The sequence below is a fragment of the Neisseria sp. HMSC069H12 genome, assembly GCF_001812735.1.
In the GTDB taxonomy this organism is placed as follows: Bacteria; Pseudomonadota; Gammaproteobacteria; order Burkholderiales; family Neisseriaceae; genus Neisseria; species Neisseria subflava.
The window spans coordinates 47,810-62,776 of sequence record NZ_KV810303.1 but is presented as its reverse complement, the minus strand read 5'-3'; the positions used below and the strand labels follow the sequence as shown (position 1 = coordinate 62,776).

Below are 14,967 nucleotides of genomic sequence, written 5' to 3'. Positions count from 1 at the left end.
AAGCGGCAACGCTCAAGATACGCGCGGGTCAAATTATAAAAATCCGCCTCGTGCAACAAGACGCCGGCACCGGCATAATAAATATCCAAAAACGACTGCAAATTATGAAAATCATAAGCCTGCCGTACCGCATCGACATTTTCATAAGGAATCGCGATGTGGTTGCGCTTGGCGATTTCAAACATCAGCTCCGGCTCGAACGTCCCTTCGATATGGACATGCAGCTCGGCTTTGGGCAAGGCTTGGATAACTTGTTTGATATTCATATTTTCTCTGATTTTCGGTTTATATTTAATATTGAAGGCCGTCTGAAACTTTCAGACGGCCTTTGACCATTTATCTGTTAAAAACCATTTTCCATCATGATTTCGCCGGGGATGCGGTTGCGGTGCATGGCGTAGCCCAAATCCATCAGGGCTTGGAAAGTGTCTTTGACCATTGCCGGATTGCCGCAAACCATAAAGCGCGTATCGGCTTTGGTGAACTTGAAGCCGACTTTTTCTTCCAAGCCGCCATTCTTCAGCAATTCGGGAATCCGTTTACCGCTCAATGCGCCTTCCGTTTTCTCACGCGTGGTGACCGGAACAAAAGTGAATTTATGGAAATATTCTTCAATCAGCGGATGCTCTTTCAAATCGGCAAGGCGTTGGTTGAAAATCAACTCGTCGGCGTAAGAGACGGAATGCGCCAAAACCAAACGGTCGAAACGCTGCCAGATTTCAGGCTGCTCGATAATGGAGAGGAAAGGCGCAATGCCGGAACCCGTGCAGAGCATGACCAAATCTTTGCCGTCGGGGAAACGCTCGGGCAAGAGGAAACCGGTAGCCGTTTTATCCAGCAAAATAGTATCGCCCTCTTTCATCGCGGCAAAACGCGCCGACATCGGGCCGCCTTCGATTAACACCGCGAAATACTCAAGCGTATCGGCGTATTCGGCAGACACGACAGAATACGCGCGCCAAATAAAGCCCTCGCCGTCACGGAAACCAAGGCGCGAAAACTGCCCTGCCGAAAAACGGTAGGACTCGGGACGGCTGATGGCAAAAGTCATCAACTTAGGTGTATGGTGTTTGATCCACAAGACTTTTTCTTCGGTAAACTTGGCTTCTGGAGAAGCTGCCATAATAGGTTTCCTTGATATTCGGTATCAGTTTCAAATAGGGCTTATTATAAAGATTCAAAAGGCCGTCTGAAATATTTATTTTCAGACGGCCTTTAAGATTATTCACGGCGCAAACGGATACTGATGCCTTTTTGTTCCAAAATCAAATCGTTACCGTCAAAACGATAGTTCCACACGCTTTGTTTGCGCAAAAACGCATCTTCCAGCTTCATGTCTTCACACAGCATCATGCTTACCGCAATATGGCCAAAATCAATTTTGTCCGAACCAATCGTATTTGCTTGGAACATCATACCGTTACACCCCATCTTGCCATACGCCTTAGGCATCTCACTCAAATCCAGATAGGCATCAGTACCGGCCAAATCTTTTTCGGTGAATTTATTGAAAGCGACAACACGCCATTTGGCGGCTAAAGTAGGCTGCGCCGTTTGTTGAGTTTGTACCTGAGATTTAGAGGCTTGTTCAGACTGAGATACTGAAGGAGATGTACAAGCTGCCAAAACCACCATACCCATCAATGCGCCGAATAATGTTTTCATATCTATTCCTTGGTTATTGCTAAAGGCCGTCTGAAAAACGATTCACCTTCAGACGGCCTTTGAGCCTTATTTACAAAGTCGTATCCAATGCTTTGGAAATATCGTTCCAAATATCGTCAACGTCTTCAATACCGACAGAGAAACGCAGCAAGCCGACTTTGATGCCCATTTCCATTTTCACATCATGCGGCACGCCGCTGTGGGATTGGGAATAGCAATGGTTAACCAGACTTTCCACGCCGCCGAGGCTGGAAGCCATTTTGACCAGTTTCATGTTTTTAATCACGCTGTTGGCCGCTTCACGCGTGTCATTTTTGAGATAAACCGTCACCACGCCGCCGATGCCTTTGGGCATTTGTGCTTGGGCAAGTTCATAATGTTCGTGCGACGGCAGGCCGGGATAGAACACTTTTTCAATGGCAGGATGGGCTTCCAAACGGCGTGCGATTTCGAGTGCGTTTTGGCAATGGGCGTTCATGCGCAGAGCCAGCGTTTTAATACCGCGCAAAACCAACCAGCAGTCCATCGGGCCTGCAATCGCGCCGGTATGCACCATCATGTCGTGCAAAGGCTGCGCCAGCTCTTTGGTTTTGGCAACGACTACGCCCATCAATACGTCGGAATGGCCGCACAAATATTTGGTAGCGGAGTGGAACACAAAATCGCAACCCATATCCAACGGCTGTTGCAAATATGGCGTGGCAAAGGTGTTATCGATGCCGACCAGCGCACCGGCTGCTTTGGCTTTCGCGGCAAGCGCTTTAATGTCTACCAATCTCAAAAGCGGATTGGACGGCGTTTCCAGCCAAACCAGTTTGACATTGTGCGCTTTGAGCAGCTCGTCCAGATTATCCGGATTGCCCAAATCGGCAAAAACAACGTTCACACCCCATTTTTGATAAACATCGACCAATAAATCATAAGCGCCGCCGTAAATATCGGCGACGGCGACAATGGTATCGCCCGGGCGCAGGAAAGTACGCCACACGGCATCAATGCCCGCCATACCGCTGGAAAACGCAAAGCCGGCCGCACCGTGCTCCAAATCGGCAACGGTATCTTCCAATACCTGACGGGTCGGGTTGCTCAGGCGCGAGTAGCGGTAAGGCACATTTTCACCAATCTCGTGCAACGCAAACATACTGTTTTGATAAATCGGCGGCATCAGCGCGCGGTTGTGTTCGTCGCAATCGTAGCTGGAATGAATGGCTTTCGTGGCGAATTTCATTTGGTCTCTGCCTATGTAGATGTGAATAATCGAAGATTTTATCACTATCTGAAAAATAGAAACAATCAATGCAGGCGGATAAAGCAAGTGATATAATCTCGCATTTGCAAATCGGCCGACACGAGCCGATTCCCTCCACACGCATCTCAACAATCCTATCATGAAGGACATACCACGCATGAACGCCATTGCAGACGTGCAATCCAGCCGCGATTTACGCAACCTGCCGATTAATCAGGTCGGCATCAAAGACCTGCGCTTCCCAATCTCCCTCAAAAGCAAAGAAGGCGAACAATCCACCGTCGCCCGCCTGACCATGACGGTTTTCCTGCCTGCCGACCAAAAAGGCACGCATATGTCGCGCTTTGTTGCTCTGATGGAAAAACAAACCGATGCTTTGGATTTCGATACGCTGCACAAGCTGACCGCCGATATGGTTGTCCTGTTGGATTCGCATTCCGGCAAAATCAGCGTTTCCTTCCCGTTTTTCCGCAAGAAAAGTGCGCCCGTCTCCGGCATCCAATCGCTGCTCGACTATGATGTCACCTTGACCGGCGAAATCAAAAACGGTACATACAGCCACAATCTGAAAGTAATGGTTCCCGTTACTTCATTGTGTCCGTGTTCCAAAGAAATTTCCCAATACGGCGCGCACAACCAACGTTCGCATGTGACGGTCAGCCTGATAGCAAACGCGGATGTAGGCATTGAAGAAATCATCGATTACGTCGAAGCGCAAGCAAGCTGCCAGCTCTACGGTTTGCTCAAACGCCCTGACGAGAAGTATGTAACGGAAAAAGCATACGAAAATCCTAAGTTTGTCGAAGATATGGTTCGCGATGTGGCCACTGCGCTGATTGCCGACAAACGCATCGAATCGTTTGTTGTCGAAAGCGAAAACTTCGAATCGATACACAACCATTCCGCTTACGCTTATATCGCTTATCCTTAAAAGCCGAGCCGAATAGAAACAAAGGCCGTCTGAAAGTTTCAGACGGCCTTTGCATAGATTGAACGATAACATGAGACTATCGGTCATATATGGGCAACCCTATTTCGATATAATTCAAAAGCATTAGATTTCTCTCGCAATATTTAACATAGATTAAGCCGATTGTTTTTTCCATCGTTTATAATGACGGTTCCTCAACGGCATCTCCGTAGATACTATGAAAAAATTCCTTTATTTCCTCATTGCATTTTTAGGCTTGAGCAGCTTCGCATTCGCAGTAGATGCCAATGATTTACTGCCTCCAGAGCAAGCCTTTGTACCTCAAGTCAATGTAACCGATCAAGGCATCAGCGTGCAGTTCAAGATCGCTGACGGCTACTATATGTACCAGTCCAAAATCGTTGCAGCGACCAATCCTGACAAAGTCTTGGGTGAACCCAAATTCAGCAAAGGCGAAGAAAAAGAAGACGAATTCTTCGGCAAACAAACGGTTTACCACCATACCGCACAGGTTGACCTGCCTTACAAACAAGCCGCGCCGCAATACAAACTGACGCTGACTTATCAAGGCTGTGCCGAAGTGGGTGTGTGTTATCCGCCTGTGGACACCGAGTTTGACGTAAAAGGCAACGGGGTTTACCAGCCGCAAAGCGACGAGCCGGTTTCTGCCAAAGACCGCTTTTTGCAACCGTCCGCCTCTTCAGACGGCCAAATGCCCACGCAACCCAGTACAAACAATCCCGACAGCAGCCGCTTCAAGCTCTCTTGGGATACTTTAAACGCCAACCTGTTGGCGTTTTTTGTCGCAGGTTTGGGCTTAAGCTTTACAGCCTGTATGTATCCGCTCCTGCCGATTATTTCCAGCATTGTCGTGGGCGATAAAAAAGCCGGCAAAGGCCGCGCGTTCACCTTGTCTATGGTGTATGTACAAGGTTTGGCATTGACCTATACCTTGGTCGGCGTGATTGCCGGTTTGACCGGCGCGCTGTTGACCGTATGGCTGCAACAGCCGTGGGTCGTACTTGCCGCCGCAGCGCTGATGGTGGTACTGGCTATGTCCATGTTCGGCCTCTTCAATATCCAGCTGCCCAACTCCGTCCAATCCTATTTCCAAAACCAAAGCAACAAACTCTCCGGCGGTAAAATCATTTCCGTCTTCATCATGGGTATTTTGTCCGCCCTGATTGTCGGCCCTTGCGTTGCGCCTCCGCTGGCATTTGCTCTGGGCTATATCGGCCAGACCGGCGATGCCGTATTGGGCGGCCTTGCACTTTATGTATTAGCACTCGGCACCGGCGTGCCGCTCATCATCATCGGCACATTCGGCGGCCATATCCTGCCTAAAGCAGGCGACTGGATGAACGGCATTAAATACGCATTCGGCTTCATCTTACTGGCCGTTGCCGTATATCTTGCCACACCGCATCTGCCTTATTTCGCAGTAGTCGGCCTCTACACCTTGCTGATGATTGTTCCCGCCCTTATGCTTTTGGCGAAATCCGGCAAACAAAAAGGCCGTCTGAAAACAGTTGCCGCCGTATTGGGCTTTTTACTGCTGATTGGCGGCTCATGGTTTGGCTGGCAAAGCTTTAATAAACAAACCACCTCCCTGCACCACTTCTTAACACTGGTTCCGCCATCCGAAGCCGGACAAGAAACCGACCACGGCAAGATGTTTACCGATGTCGGCGAACTCAAAGCTGCTATGGATGCCGCCTTGAAAGCCGACCCAAGCAAGCCCGTGCTGATTGATTTCTACGCCGACTGGTGCGTATCCTGCAAAGAAATGGCCGCCTACACGCTCAACCAACCGCAGGTACACGAAGCAGTTGATATGCAGCGCTTCTTCCAAATCGACGTGACCGCCAACACTCCCGACCATCAGGCCTTACTGAAAGAATACGGCCTCTTCGGCCCTCCGGGCGTATTTGCTGTCCGCGCCGACGGCAGTCATAGCGAAGCCTTATTAGGATTTGTCAAACCCGATGCCTTCATCGAATGGTATCGCAAAAACGAGAAATAGCCGTCTATAAAAAGGCCGTCTGAAAACAGTTTTTCAGACGGCCTTTTCTTATGTTCAGAAATTAAAATTCATCTTGATGCCAACGCGTAGAACGCAAAATGCTGGAATCCACATCTTGAATATTGCGGTGACCGGTAAACGCCATGGAAATATCCATTTCTTTATACAGGATTTCCAGCGCACGGGTTACGCCTTCTTCGCCATACGCACCCAAACCATACAGAAACGCCCGGCCAATCATTGTACCTTTCGCACCCAAAGCCCAAGCCTTCAAAATATCCTGACCGCTGCGGATACCGCTGTCCATCCAAACCTCGATGTCGCTACCCACCGCGCTGACCACATCAGGCAAAGCCTTAATGGCCGACACAGTATCGTCAAGCTGACGGCCGCCATGATTGGAAACGACCAATGCATCCGCACCACTTTTCGCTGCCTTTTCCGCGTCTTCAGGTTCCATAATGCCTTTGATAATCAGCTTGCCGCCCCACAAATCTTTAATGCGTGCTACATCGTCCCAGCTCAGGCGCGGGTCGAATTGTTCGGAAGTCCATGAAGACAGCGAAGACAAATCACCAACGTTTTTCGCATGACCGACAATATTGCGGAAAGTGCGGCGTTCCGTGTTCAGCATTTTCATGCACCATTCCGGTTTGGTCGCCAAATTGATTAAATTGGCGATGGTCGGTTTCGGTGGCGCAGACAAGCCGTTTTTAATGTCTTTGTGGCGTTGACCCAAAACCTGCAAATCGGCAGTCAAAACCAAAGCCGAACATTTGGCATCCTTCGCACGCTTAATCAGGTTCTCCATAAACTCGCGGTCGCGCATCACATAAAGCTGAAACCAAAACGGCGAACTGGTATTTTCAGCCACATCTTCAATCGAACAAATGGACATGGTCGACAGCGTAAACGGAATACCGAATTTTTCTGCCGCCCGTGCTGCCAAGATTTCACCGTCGGCGTGCGCCATGCCCGTGAAACCGGTCGGTGCAATCGCTACCGGCATTTTCACATCCTGACCGATCATTTTGGTCTCAAGGCTGCGTCCTTCCATATTAACCAATACTTTTTGACGGAAACGGATGTCTTTAAAATCCGAAGTATTTTCACGATAAGTGGTTTCCGTCCAAGAGCCTGAGTCAATATAATCATAAAACATACGCGGCATTTTACGTTTGGCGACAAGGCGCAAGTCTTCGATACAGGTTATTTTGCTTAAATCAGATTTCATGGTCGATTGCCTCTGTTAAGGTAAGATGGATGATTCAAGGCCGTCTGAACATTTCAAACACCTCATTATTTTACTCCATCAAAACAACTAAATTTTAAGAATAATTTTGATAATCTATATCAGTATCAATATTAAATCAAAACATTTTAACCTTGAAATTTGTAGGGTTGATAGCCTTTTTTCAGACGGCCTCAAATTCAAATTGCAGAAAAATAAAGAAAATATTTTCCGATTTAAAAATCAGCCAATGCCACCATTTAAACAAACAATCAAACCGAGCCGCCACATACTTGACTGAAACACTCAGATATTAGACAATCCCCCCACTAATAAAAACGCCACACACAGGCAACCACACCATGAGACTGACTACCAAAGGGCGATTTGCAGTAACCGCCATGATAGATTTGGCGATGAACGCGCAAACCGGCGCTGTCAAACTCAGTGCCATCAGCGAACGACAAAGCATATCGCTTTCCTACCTCGAACAATTATTCAGCAAGCTGCGCCGTGCCGGATTGGTTGAAAGCCTACGCGGCCCCGGCGGAGGCTACATCCTTGCCGCTCCCGCCGAGCAAATCAATATTGCACAAATCATCTCCGCAGCCGAAGACCGACTGGATGCCACGCAGTGCGGCAGCAAAGCAAACTGCAACCACGGTGCCCCCTGCCTGACCCACGACCTTTGGGAAAACTTAAACAAAACCATCAATGATTACCTCAGCGGCGTTACGCTGCAAAGTATCATTGAACAAAAAAACTGCAGCGACAGCAGTCATGTCGTTACCTTTACACACATTCATTAAACCGACTTGCGGCAAAGACCGCAGGCAGATGACCAAACGAAAGAGCAAACCATGACCGTCAAAACCCCCGTATACCTCGACTACGCCGCAACCACTCCCGTTGACCGCCGCGTTGCCGAAAAAATGATTCCCTACCTGTCCGATATTTTCGGCAACCCAGCCTCCAACAGCCACAGCTTCGGCTGGGAAGCAGAAGAAGCAGTCGAAAAAGCACGCGCAGACATTGCAGCCCTGATTAACGCCGACTCTAAAGAAATCGTTTTTACCAGCGGCGCAACCGAGTCCAACAACCTCGCCATCAAAGGCGCGGCGCACTTCTACAAATCTAAAGGCAACCACCTCATTACCGTAAAAACCGAGCACAAAGCCGTGCTCGACACCATGCGCGAACTCGAACGCCAAGGTTACGAAGTAACTTACCTGGACGTACAAGAAAACGGTTTGGTTGATTTAGACGTACTGAAAGCCGCCATCCGCGAAGACACCATCCTCGTTTCCGTCATGTGGGTAAACAACGAAATCGGCGTGGTTCAAGATATTCCCGCCATCGGCGAAATCTGCCGCGAACGTAAAATCATTTTCCACGTTGACGCAGCACAAGCATGCGGCAAAGTGCCTGTCGATGTTGAAGCAGCCAAAGTTGATTTGTTGTCTATGTCCGGCCACAAAGTATACGGCCCCAAAGGCATCGGCGCCCTGTATATACGCCGTAAACCACGCGTCCGCCTCGAAGCCCAAATGCACGGTGGCGGCCACGAACGCGGTTTCCGTTCCGGCACATTGCCGACCCATCAAATCGTCGGCATGGGCGAGGCCTTCCGCATTGCCAAAGAAGAACTCGAGCAAGACATGGCGCACTACCGCAAACTACGTGATATCTTCCTCAAAGGTATCGAAGGCATCGAAGAAGTCTACATCAACGGCGACCTCGAACACCGCGCTCCAAACAACCTGAACGTCAGCTTCAACTTCGTCGAAGGTGAAAGCCTGATTATGGCGGTCAAAGAACTCGCCGTATCCAGCGGCTCCGCCTGTACTTCCGCCAGCCTTGAGCCAAGCTACGTTTTACGCGCACTCGGCCGCAACGACGAATTAGCGCACTCTTCCCTGCGCATCACCTTCGGCCGCATGACCACCGAAGAAGAAGTGCAATTCGCCGCAGAACTGATTAAATCCAAAATCGGTAAACTGCGCGAACTGTCTCCGCTGTGGGAAATGTTTAAAGAAGGTATCGATTTGAACTCGATTGAATGGGCGGCGCATTAATCAAGAGAAAAGGTCGTCTGAAAAATTTAAAAGACCTTTACCTTTTCAGACGGCCTCATCAAGAAAAATACTAAAATGACGATAATAAAAAATAAAAAACGCCACTTACTTTCTTGTCTGACTCTATGCTCTGCCCCGCTGGTTTCAGCACAAACACAACCTGATTGGTCACCTATATTCAAATCATTTGAAAACGGCTGCCAATTCGATAAGCGTTTGGAAAACCTGTTGGAACCATTTAGTGATGTAAGCGATAACTGGAACGATAAAGACTCTAAATATCAAAACCTGCGTTTGAATCATCCCAATAGAGTCCAGCTGCCAAAGGCTTACCGTGATCTAGCGCACCCGCCGATGACTTTGCACCGCGCGGAGTTTAGTGAAGATGGAGAACAGTTCATTCTTGATCAAACCCGTTTGAAACTCAGCGGTACTTACTATGGCTTGCCTGTGGTTCATATCAGCCAGACACTCCAATTAGAAACCGCAGGTTACAGCTACACCCGTTTGTTGTTGGATGTACCTTTGGAACTGGCACGCAAGGTGTTAAAAGGAAAATATCGTCCTGTTCGAAAATACAGTTTGATTTTAGAAGAATACGAAACCCTGCAAGCAAAACTAAAACCGATTAATGTTAACGGAAGACCCCAAACAATTTTAGAATGTGCCTTTATAAATGGCTGATGAAAAAATTGTAATAGACAATAGTGAGCAATTTATCCAACCTAAACATTAAAAGGTCGTCTGAAATTCTAAAAAAAGCTTTTCAGACGATCTATATAGAAATAGATAATAATTATGAAGCCTATTTTATCTAGACATAAAATCATATCAACGTTAGACTCAAAACAGGAAGATGAATTAGAATATTTATTTAAAATAATTAAAAAATTTTCAAGTATATTGCTGAGTAATAAACAAATATTTAACAATAAACAAAATTGGAATGACCTACGTTTTCCCTATAAAAATTTATTAAGAGATGCGGAGCAATACCAAATTTATAACGCGATGGAAAATGTACCTGATCAAATAGAGTACTATATTGAATGTTATAATTTAAGTAATAAAATTCCTAGGTATCTGTTTTTAGATATAACAAAAATTAAATTAAATGCTGCAGAAATCATTATTCCAAATTTTGGAATAATGAAATTTCAACCTAATATTAATACCAGTTTATTGAAGAGCGAAAATATTAAATTTATAGCTATCTGTAAAGAAGATAGTGGAATACTTACCCTTTATATAAAAAAGAAAAATAGTATAAAACAGAAAAATAAAAAAACTAAACTAAAGAATAATAAATTTCAAATGAATAATAATGAATTTAAGGAGGAAAATAATAACTCTCAAGCGAAAAATTGGTATACAGTTCTTAGAACTTCTAAAAATTTTTGGCCATATAAAAAATAGCTAATAGTGTGTAAATATAGATAAATACTGAGACCTTTGCAAAAATAGTCTGTTAACGAAATTTTGACGTATAAAAATGTGCTAATGAAATGTTGGGTTTAACAACCCAACCTACCTAATAAATAAAAAAGGTCGTCTGAAAATCCCCAAAGACCTTTTTAGACGACCTAAAAGCCACCACATTAAAATCAAGGATATAAAACCATGAACGAACAAGATTTAGATTTGGACAATCTCGACAACCTGCTTGAAGATTTTGACAGTGTTACCGTAGAAGGCGGCGTCGATTCGGAAAATGACGACGGCTGCGAAGGCGGTGCGTACAAAATCTGAATTTCAGGTCGTCTGAAAACCAGCAAACAAACCACTTAAACTATCAAAAACATTAAGGAAACCACATCATGGCATACAGCGATAAAGTAATCGACCACTATGAAAATCCGCGCAACGTCGGTACTTTCGACAAAAACGACGAATCTGTCGGTACCGGTATGGTCGGTGCGCCAGCCTGCGGCGACGTAATGCGTCTGCAAATCAAAGTAAACGATGAGGGAATTATCGAAGATGCAAAATTCAAAACTTACGGTTGTGGCTCCGCCATCGCTTCTTCCAGCCTGATTACCGAGTGGGTGAAAGGCAAAAGCCTTGACGATGCACTGGCAATCAAAAACAGCGAAATCGCCGAAGAGTTGGAATTGCCTCCAGTTAAAATCCACTGCTCTATCTTGGCTGAAGATGCGGTAAAAGCAGCCGTTGCCGACTATCGCAAACGTCAGGAAAACAAATAACCGGATTCAATGACCCCTTGTCGGCAGGTGCCCAAGACTCCTAGCGAGTCTTCGAGAAAAGCAAATCTGGTGATTTATTCCCCTCTTAAGCAGACAGGGTGAATTGAGAGCACAGAAACTTCATCCTTTTGAAGTTGCCGCCAAATTTGGGACTGCCGCCTGCCAATCTATCCCCTCTCCCCGCGGGAGAGGGTTAGGGAGAGGGCAATAAATCGCAGCTTATATTTAATTTAGTCGTTATACCTGCAAAATCAAAGGAGGCGAAATGCCTTTTACTGATGAAGAAGTCCAATCCCTACTTGCTGTCAAAGGCATAGGTAAAACCATATTGCAGCGTTTGCAGCAAATGGGATTAGATGATATTGCCAAGCTGGCGGCGGCAGATTTAGACGATATTCTGGAACGGGGCGCACAATTAACCAGCTCGACCTGTTGGAGAAATAGTCCGCAGGCTAAAGCTGCCATTGCCGCCGCAATAGAGTGGGCAAAACAGCGTTTTCAGACGACCTGATAATCAAGATGCCGTCTGAAATAAAAAAGCAGGCAAAACAGAAAATGATTGCGAAATGAGGAAAAAAGCATGATTACTATCACAGAAAACGCAGCCAAACACATCAACAGCTACCTGACCAAACGCGGCAAAGGGTTGGGTGTGCGCTTGGGTGTGAAAACCAGCGGCTGCTCGGGCATGGCATACAACCTTGAATTTGTCGATGAAGTGAACGAGGATGATCTGATTTTTGAAGAACACGGCGCGCGCGTTTATATCGATCCAAAAAGCTTGGTTTATCTAGACGGCACGCAAGTCGATTACACCAAAGAAGGCTTACAGGAAGGTTTCAAATTTGAAAATCCGAATGTCAAAGACTCTTGCGGCTGTGGTGAGAGCTTCCACGTTTAAAATATAAAAAATGGCGGGAAAGTATCAAAACCATCCCGCCATTTTTTGGCTTCTTGCCTATTATAGCTGCCCTTGCCTTTTCTTTTTCGTTCTACTTTGTGTCGGAACAAATCAGATTTGACTAAGGCTTTTAAGGCATTGTCTCGTATTTTGCCTTTATTGTGTTGTACCTTACCGGTCATATTGTTTTCCTTTCGTATAAACAGTTTTTGGATTATATCGTAAAATAATCTTCTTCTTTAGATTTTTTCCTTTAATATCATGTCTCAATACTTCAACCTCTTCCAGCTTGAGCCATCTTTCAATATTGATACCGAAGCACTCGAACAGACCTATCGAGCTTTAGCTGCCCGTTTTCATCCCGATAAATTTGCTTCCGCCTCAGCTTTTGAGCAAAAACAAGCCGTCATGATGTCTTCTACAATTAATGATGCCTACCGCACATTAAAAAGCCCTATTGATCGGGCTGCTTATCTCTTGAAAAGCCAAAATATCGATGCTGATGCACCTGAACACACTTCGTTTTCACCAGAATTCCTCATGCAGCAGATGGAATGGCGAGAAACATTAATGGATGCACAAATGGAACAAAACCATGATGCCATCCGAGCGCTGGATCAAGAAATCCAAGAAGTACAAAGCAACCTATATCAAGATTTGCAACAAGCATTTGAACAACAGGATTATGAATCGGCCGCACAATGGGTACGGCATGGACGCTTTCTTAATAAACTTCGTAATGAAATTGCTTCAATCTTATAAAGTACATATGCTGTTACATTTGACCTAGTTATTTTATATGCAAAACAAAAACCGTATCAGATAAATCTGATACGGTTTTCTTATATTAACTACCTATTAGCGTTTTTTACCGGTAACAGTAGCAACAGCCAGGTTTTCGCTACGTTTCAGAGAAACGCTTTCAACACCTTCTGGCAATTTGATGTCTGACAAGTGCAGAATGTCGCCGGCAACTACTGATGCACAATCCAGCTCCAAGAAAGCAGGAATGTTTGCAGGCAAAGCAACTACTTCAACAGAAGTGTTCAACAGGGATACGCGACCACCTTGCAATTTAACAGCTTGAGAGTTTTCAGCGTTAACAATGTGCAGAGGAACGCGGATACGTACAGGTTGATCAGCTTTTACAGCTTGGAAGTCGATGTGTTGAACTTCACGACGGAATGGGTGCATTTGGAAGTCACGCACGATAACGTCTTTAGTTTCACCGTTCAAAGACAGTTTAATCAAAGCAGTATGGAAAGATTCTTTTTCCAATGCGTAGAATACAGTTTTGTGGTCTACAGCGATAGCAACAGGCTCTTGACCTTCACCGTACAGGATGCCAGGGATTTGGCCTTCGCGACGCAGGCGGCGGCTCGCACCAGTGCCTTGGGCTTCGCGAACAGAGGCTTGAATTTCGTAAGTCATGTTTAATACTCCAATTTAGATAAAATCGTCGTCATCGGCCGCGACCAGCTTAAGACGACATCGGGTTATGGCAGCAACATGCCGCCGGTCATCACATCTTCATTGAAAAGATATGAGACGGATTCTTCATTGCTGATACGGCGTACCGTTTCAGCCAGCAAACCGGCAATGGTAACTTGACGGATGCGTTCACATTTTTTTGCTGCTTCAGACAACGGAATCGTATCTGTCACAACTACTTGGTCAATTTCGGAAGAAGCAATTCGATTAACTGCTTCGCCGGAGAATACTGCATGGCTGGCGTATGCCAGTACACGATCTGCACCGCGCTCTTTCAGGGCGACGGCTGCTTTACACAAAGTATTTGCCGTATCGATCATATCATCTACGATCAAGCAAGTACGGCCTTGAATATCGCCAATAATGTTCATCACTTCAGCCACGTTGGCTTTAGGACGACGTTTGTCGATAATGGCCAAATCAGCATTTAAAGATTTAGCAACAGCACGTGCGCGTACAACACCACCGATATCAGGGCTGACAACAGTCAGATTGTCGATACGTTGTTGTTTAATATCGTTCAACAAAATCGGGGTGGCGTAAATATTATCTACCGGAATATCGAAGAAACCTTGAATTTGGTCAGCATGCAAGTCAACAGTCAATACACGGTCGATACCTGCTGAGTACAACATATTCGCTACCAATTTAGCAGAAATCGGTACACGGACAGAGCGAGGACGGCGATCCTGACGCGCATAGCCAAAGTATGGAATCGCGGCAGTAATACGACCGGCAGAAGCACGTTTAAGTGCATCGGCCATAGTCAAAATTTCCATCAGGTTGTCATTGGTTGGCGCGCAGGTAGGTTGCAAAATAAACACATCGCGACCACGCACATTTTCCAACAATTCAATGGCTACTTCACCATCAGAGAATTTGGAAACGGTAGCTTCACCGAGTGAAATATCCAAATGTTTGACAACACGTTGCGCCAATTCCGGATTTGCATTACCGGTAAACACCATTAAACTGTCATAAGCAGCCATATCTTCACCTGATTCTAAATTCGATTTACGCTCAGAAAACATTACGCTTCCCTTTGCCCCATGTCTAAGACACTAATTTATGCGATTATACTCGTAAAGACGGGTAAAAAAAAGTTTTTCAGCGTTATTTTGCTCTTAGCGTAAAAAAGCGTGTAAGAAAACTTACACGCTTTTATTTGGCTGGGGAGGAAGGATTCGAACCTTCGCA

General features: G+C 45.9%; 17 protein-coding genes and 2 pseudogenes. 11 read left to right on the top strand and 8 right to left on the bottom strand.

All coding sequences use genetic code 11. From position 1 onward, the window contains the following. From HMPREF2872_RS11010 to HMPREF2872_RS10995, 4 genes and pseudogenes are all read right to left on the bottom strand, one after another. A pseudogene (locus tag HMPREF2872_RS11010) lies at positions 1-266 on the bottom strand (adenosine deaminase); the annotation flags it as partial. Positions 267-343: 77 nt separating this feature from the next. Beyond that, positions 344-1,123, bottom strand: coding sequence for a ferredoxin--NADP reductase (locus tag HMPREF2872_RS11005; RefSeq protein WP_070633613.1), 780 nt, complete (start codon positions 1,121-1,123; stop codon positions 344-346). 98 nt (positions 1,124-1,221) lie between these two features. Then, positions 1,222-1,665, bottom strand: coding sequence for an META domain-containing protein (locus HMPREF2872_RS11000; protein ID WP_070633611.1), 444 nt, complete (start codon positions 1,663-1,665; stop codon positions 1,222-1,224). 70 nt (positions 1,666-1,735) lie between these two features. Beyond that, entirely contained in the window at positions 1,736-2,893 is a 1,158-nt protein-coding gene (locus HMPREF2872_RS10995; RefSeq protein WP_049344451.1) for a trans-sulfuration enzyme family protein, read from the bottom strand. A gap of 178 nt (positions 2,894-3,071) precedes the next feature. Between HMPREF2872_RS10995 and folE2 the strand changes: the two genes are divergently transcribed. Together folE2 and dsbD are read left to right on the top strand one after the other, a co-directional pair. After that, complete coding sequence (gene folE2 / locus HMPREF2872_RS10990) at positions 3,072-3,845, top strand: GTP cyclohydrolase FolE2 (protein ID WP_070633609.1); 774 nt, start codon at positions 3,072-3,074, stop codon at positions 3,843-3,845. A gap of 217 nt (positions 3,846-4,062) precedes the next feature. Further along, positions 4,063-5,868 (top strand): protein-disulfide reductase DsbD, encoded by a 1,806-nt coding sequence (gene dsbD / locus HMPREF2872_RS10985; RefSeq protein ID WP_070633607.1) that lies wholly within the window; start codon positions 4,063-4,065, stop codon positions 5,866-5,868. A gap of 61 nt (positions 5,869-5,929) precedes the next feature. Here the strand turns inward: dsbD and HMPREF2872_RS10980 are convergent, their stop codons facing one another. Beyond that, on the bottom strand, positions 5,930-7,102 hold the full coding sequence (locus tag HMPREF2872_RS10980) for an alpha-hydroxy acid oxidase (protein WP_070590936.1): 1,173 nt from the start codon (positions 7,100-7,102) through the stop codon (positions 5,930-5,932). Positions 7,103-7,461: 359 nt separating this feature from the next. Here HMPREF2872_RS10980 and iscR point away from each other — a divergent pair, with 359 nt between their 5' ends. From iscR to iscA, 8 genes are all read left to right on the top strand, one after another. Then, positions 7,462-7,908 (top strand): Fe-S cluster assembly transcriptional regulator IscR, encoded by a 447-nt coding sequence (gene iscR, locus HMPREF2872_RS10975; protein ID WP_003680774.1) that lies wholly within the window; start codon positions 7,462-7,464, stop codon positions 7,906-7,908. A 51-nt stretch (positions 7,909-7,959) separates the two neighbouring features. Beyond that, positions 7,960-9,174: an IscS subfamily cysteine desulfurase gene (locus tag HMPREF2872_RS10970; protein ID WP_070633605.1), complete on the top strand. Its 1,215-nt coding sequence runs from the start codon at positions 7,960-7,962 to the stop codon at positions 9,172-9,174. A 75-nt stretch (positions 9,175-9,249) separates the two neighbouring features. Then, entirely contained in the window at positions 9,250-9,858 is a 609-nt protein-coding gene (locus tag HMPREF2872_RS10965) for a hypothetical protein (protein ID WP_070633603.1), read from the top strand. Positions 9,859-9,972: 114 nt separating this feature from the next. Beyond that, positions 9,973-10,590: a hypothetical protein gene (locus tag HMPREF2872_RS10960; RefSeq protein WP_070633601.1), complete on the top strand. Its 618-nt coding sequence runs from the start codon at positions 9,973-9,975 to the stop codon at positions 10,588-10,590. 204 nt (positions 10,591-10,794) lie between these two features. After that, positions 10,795-10,923: a hypothetical protein gene (locus HMPREF2872_RS12120; RefSeq protein ID WP_283119023.1), complete on the top strand. Its 129-nt coding sequence runs from the start codon at positions 10,795-10,797 to the stop codon at positions 10,921-10,923. Positions 10,924-10,991: 68 nt separating this feature from the next. Further along, positions 10,992-11,378 (top strand): Fe-S cluster assembly scaffold IscU, encoded by a 387-nt coding sequence (gene iscU, locus HMPREF2872_RS10955; RefSeq protein ID WP_003674559.1) that lies wholly within the window; start codon positions 10,992-10,994, stop codon positions 11,376-11,378. A 265-nt stretch (positions 11,379-11,643) separates the two neighbouring features. Then, on the top strand, positions 11,644-11,889 hold the full coding sequence (locus HMPREF2872_RS10950; RefSeq protein ID WP_070633599.1) for a recombinase RecA: 246 nt from the start codon (positions 11,644-11,646) through the stop codon (positions 11,887-11,889). Positions 11,890-11,958: 69 nt separating this feature from the next. Beyond that, positions 11,959-12,279, top strand: a complete 321-nt coding sequence (gene iscA / locus HMPREF2872_RS10945) for an iron-sulfur cluster assembly protein IscA (protein WP_003685774.1) — start codon at positions 11,959-11,961, stop codon at positions 12,277-12,279. Here the strand turns inward: iscA and HMPREF2872_RS10940 are convergent. Then, positions 12,239-12,461: pseudogene (locus tag HMPREF2872_RS10940) on the bottom strand (alternative ribosome-rescue factor A). The gene iscA and the pseudogene HMPREF2872_RS10940 overlap by 41 nt on opposite strands. A gap of 79 nt (positions 12,462-12,540) precedes the next feature. Here HMPREF2872_RS10940 and hscB point away from each other — a divergent pair. After that, on the top strand, positions 12,541-13,041 hold the full coding sequence (gene hscB, locus HMPREF2872_RS10935; RefSeq protein ID WP_049351512.1) for a Fe-S protein assembly co-chaperone HscB: 501 nt from the start codon (positions 12,541-12,543) through the stop codon (positions 13,039-13,041). 96 nt (positions 13,042-13,137) lie between these two features. On the opposite strand, the gene HMPREF2872_RS10930 is transcribed toward hscB, so the two are convergent. Together HMPREF2872_RS10930 and HMPREF2872_RS10925 are read right to left on the bottom strand one after the other, a co-directional pair. Next, a complete protein-coding gene (locus HMPREF2872_RS10930) occupies positions 13,138-13,710 on the bottom strand; it encodes a 50S ribosomal protein L25/general stress protein Ctc (protein WP_049329443.1) in 573 nt (190 codons plus the stop codon). Between the two features lie 65 nt (positions 13,711-13,775). Continuing rightward, a complete protein-coding gene (locus HMPREF2872_RS10925) occupies positions 13,776-14,759 on the bottom strand; it encodes a ribose-phosphate pyrophosphokinase (protein WP_101755247.1) in 984 nt (327 codons plus the stop codon). Between the last annotated feature and the right edge of the window lie 208 nt (positions 14,760-14,967).

Coding starts and splice junctions, on each gene's coding strand:
- HMPREF2872_RS11005 (WP_070633613.1), bottom strand. CDS start 1,123: ATGGCAGCTTCTCCAGAAGCCAAGTTTACCGAAGAAAAAGTCTTGTGG.
- HMPREF2872_RS11000 (WP_070633611.1), bottom strand. CDS start 1,665: ATGAAAACATTATTCGGCGCATTGATGGGTATGGTGGTTTTGGCAGCT.
- HMPREF2872_RS10995 (WP_049344451.1), bottom strand. CDS start 2,893: ATGAAATTCGCCACGAAAGCCATTCATTCCAGCTACGATTGCGACGAA.
- folE2 (WP_070633609.1), top strand. CDS start 3,072: ATGAACGCCATTGCAGACGTGCAATCCAGCCGCGATTTACGCAACCTG.
- dsbD (WP_070633607.1), top strand. CDS start 4,063: ATGAAAAAATTCCTTTATTTCCTCATTGCATTTTTAGGCTTGAGCAGC.
- HMPREF2872_RS10980 (WP_070590936.1), bottom strand. CDS start 7,102: ATGAAATCTGATTTAAGCAAAATAACCTGTATCGAAGACTTGCGCCTT.
- iscR (WP_003680774.1), top strand. CDS start 7,462: ATGAGACTGACTACCAAAGGGCGATTTGCAGTAACCGCCATGATAGAT.
- HMPREF2872_RS10970 (WP_070633605.1), top strand. CDS start 7,960: ATGACCGTCAAAACCCCCGTATACCTCGACTACGCCGCAACCACTCCC.
- HMPREF2872_RS10965 (WP_070633603.1), top strand. CDS start 9,250: ATGACGATAATAAAAAATAAAAAACGCCACTTACTTTCTTGTCTGACT.
- HMPREF2872_RS10960 (WP_070633601.1), top strand. CDS start 9,973: ATGAAGCCTATTTTATCTAGACATAAAATCATATCAACGTTAGACTCA.
- HMPREF2872_RS12120 (WP_283119023.1), top strand. CDS start 10,795: ATGAACGAACAAGATTTAGATTTGGACAATCTCGACAACCTGCTTGAA.
- iscU (WP_003674559.1), top strand. CDS start 10,992: ATGGCATACAGCGATAAAGTAATCGACCACTATGAAAATCCGCGCAAC.
- HMPREF2872_RS10950 (WP_070633599.1), top strand. CDS start 11,644: ATGCCTTTTACTGATGAAGAAGTCCAATCCCTACTTGCTGTCAAAGGC.
- iscA (WP_003685774.1), top strand. CDS start 11,959: ATGATTACTATCACAGAAAACGCAGCCAAACACATCAACAGCTACCTG.
- hscB (WP_049351512.1), top strand. CDS start 12,541: ATGTCTCAATACTTCAACCTCTTCCAGCTTGAGCCATCTTTCAATATT.
- HMPREF2872_RS10930 (WP_049329443.1), bottom strand. CDS start 13,710: ATGACTTACGAAATTCAAGCCTCTGTTCGCGAAGCCCAAGGCACTGGT.
- HMPREF2872_RS10925 (WP_101755247.1), bottom strand. CDS start 14,759: ATGGCTGCTTATGACAGTTTAATGGTGTTTACCGGTAATGCAAATCCG.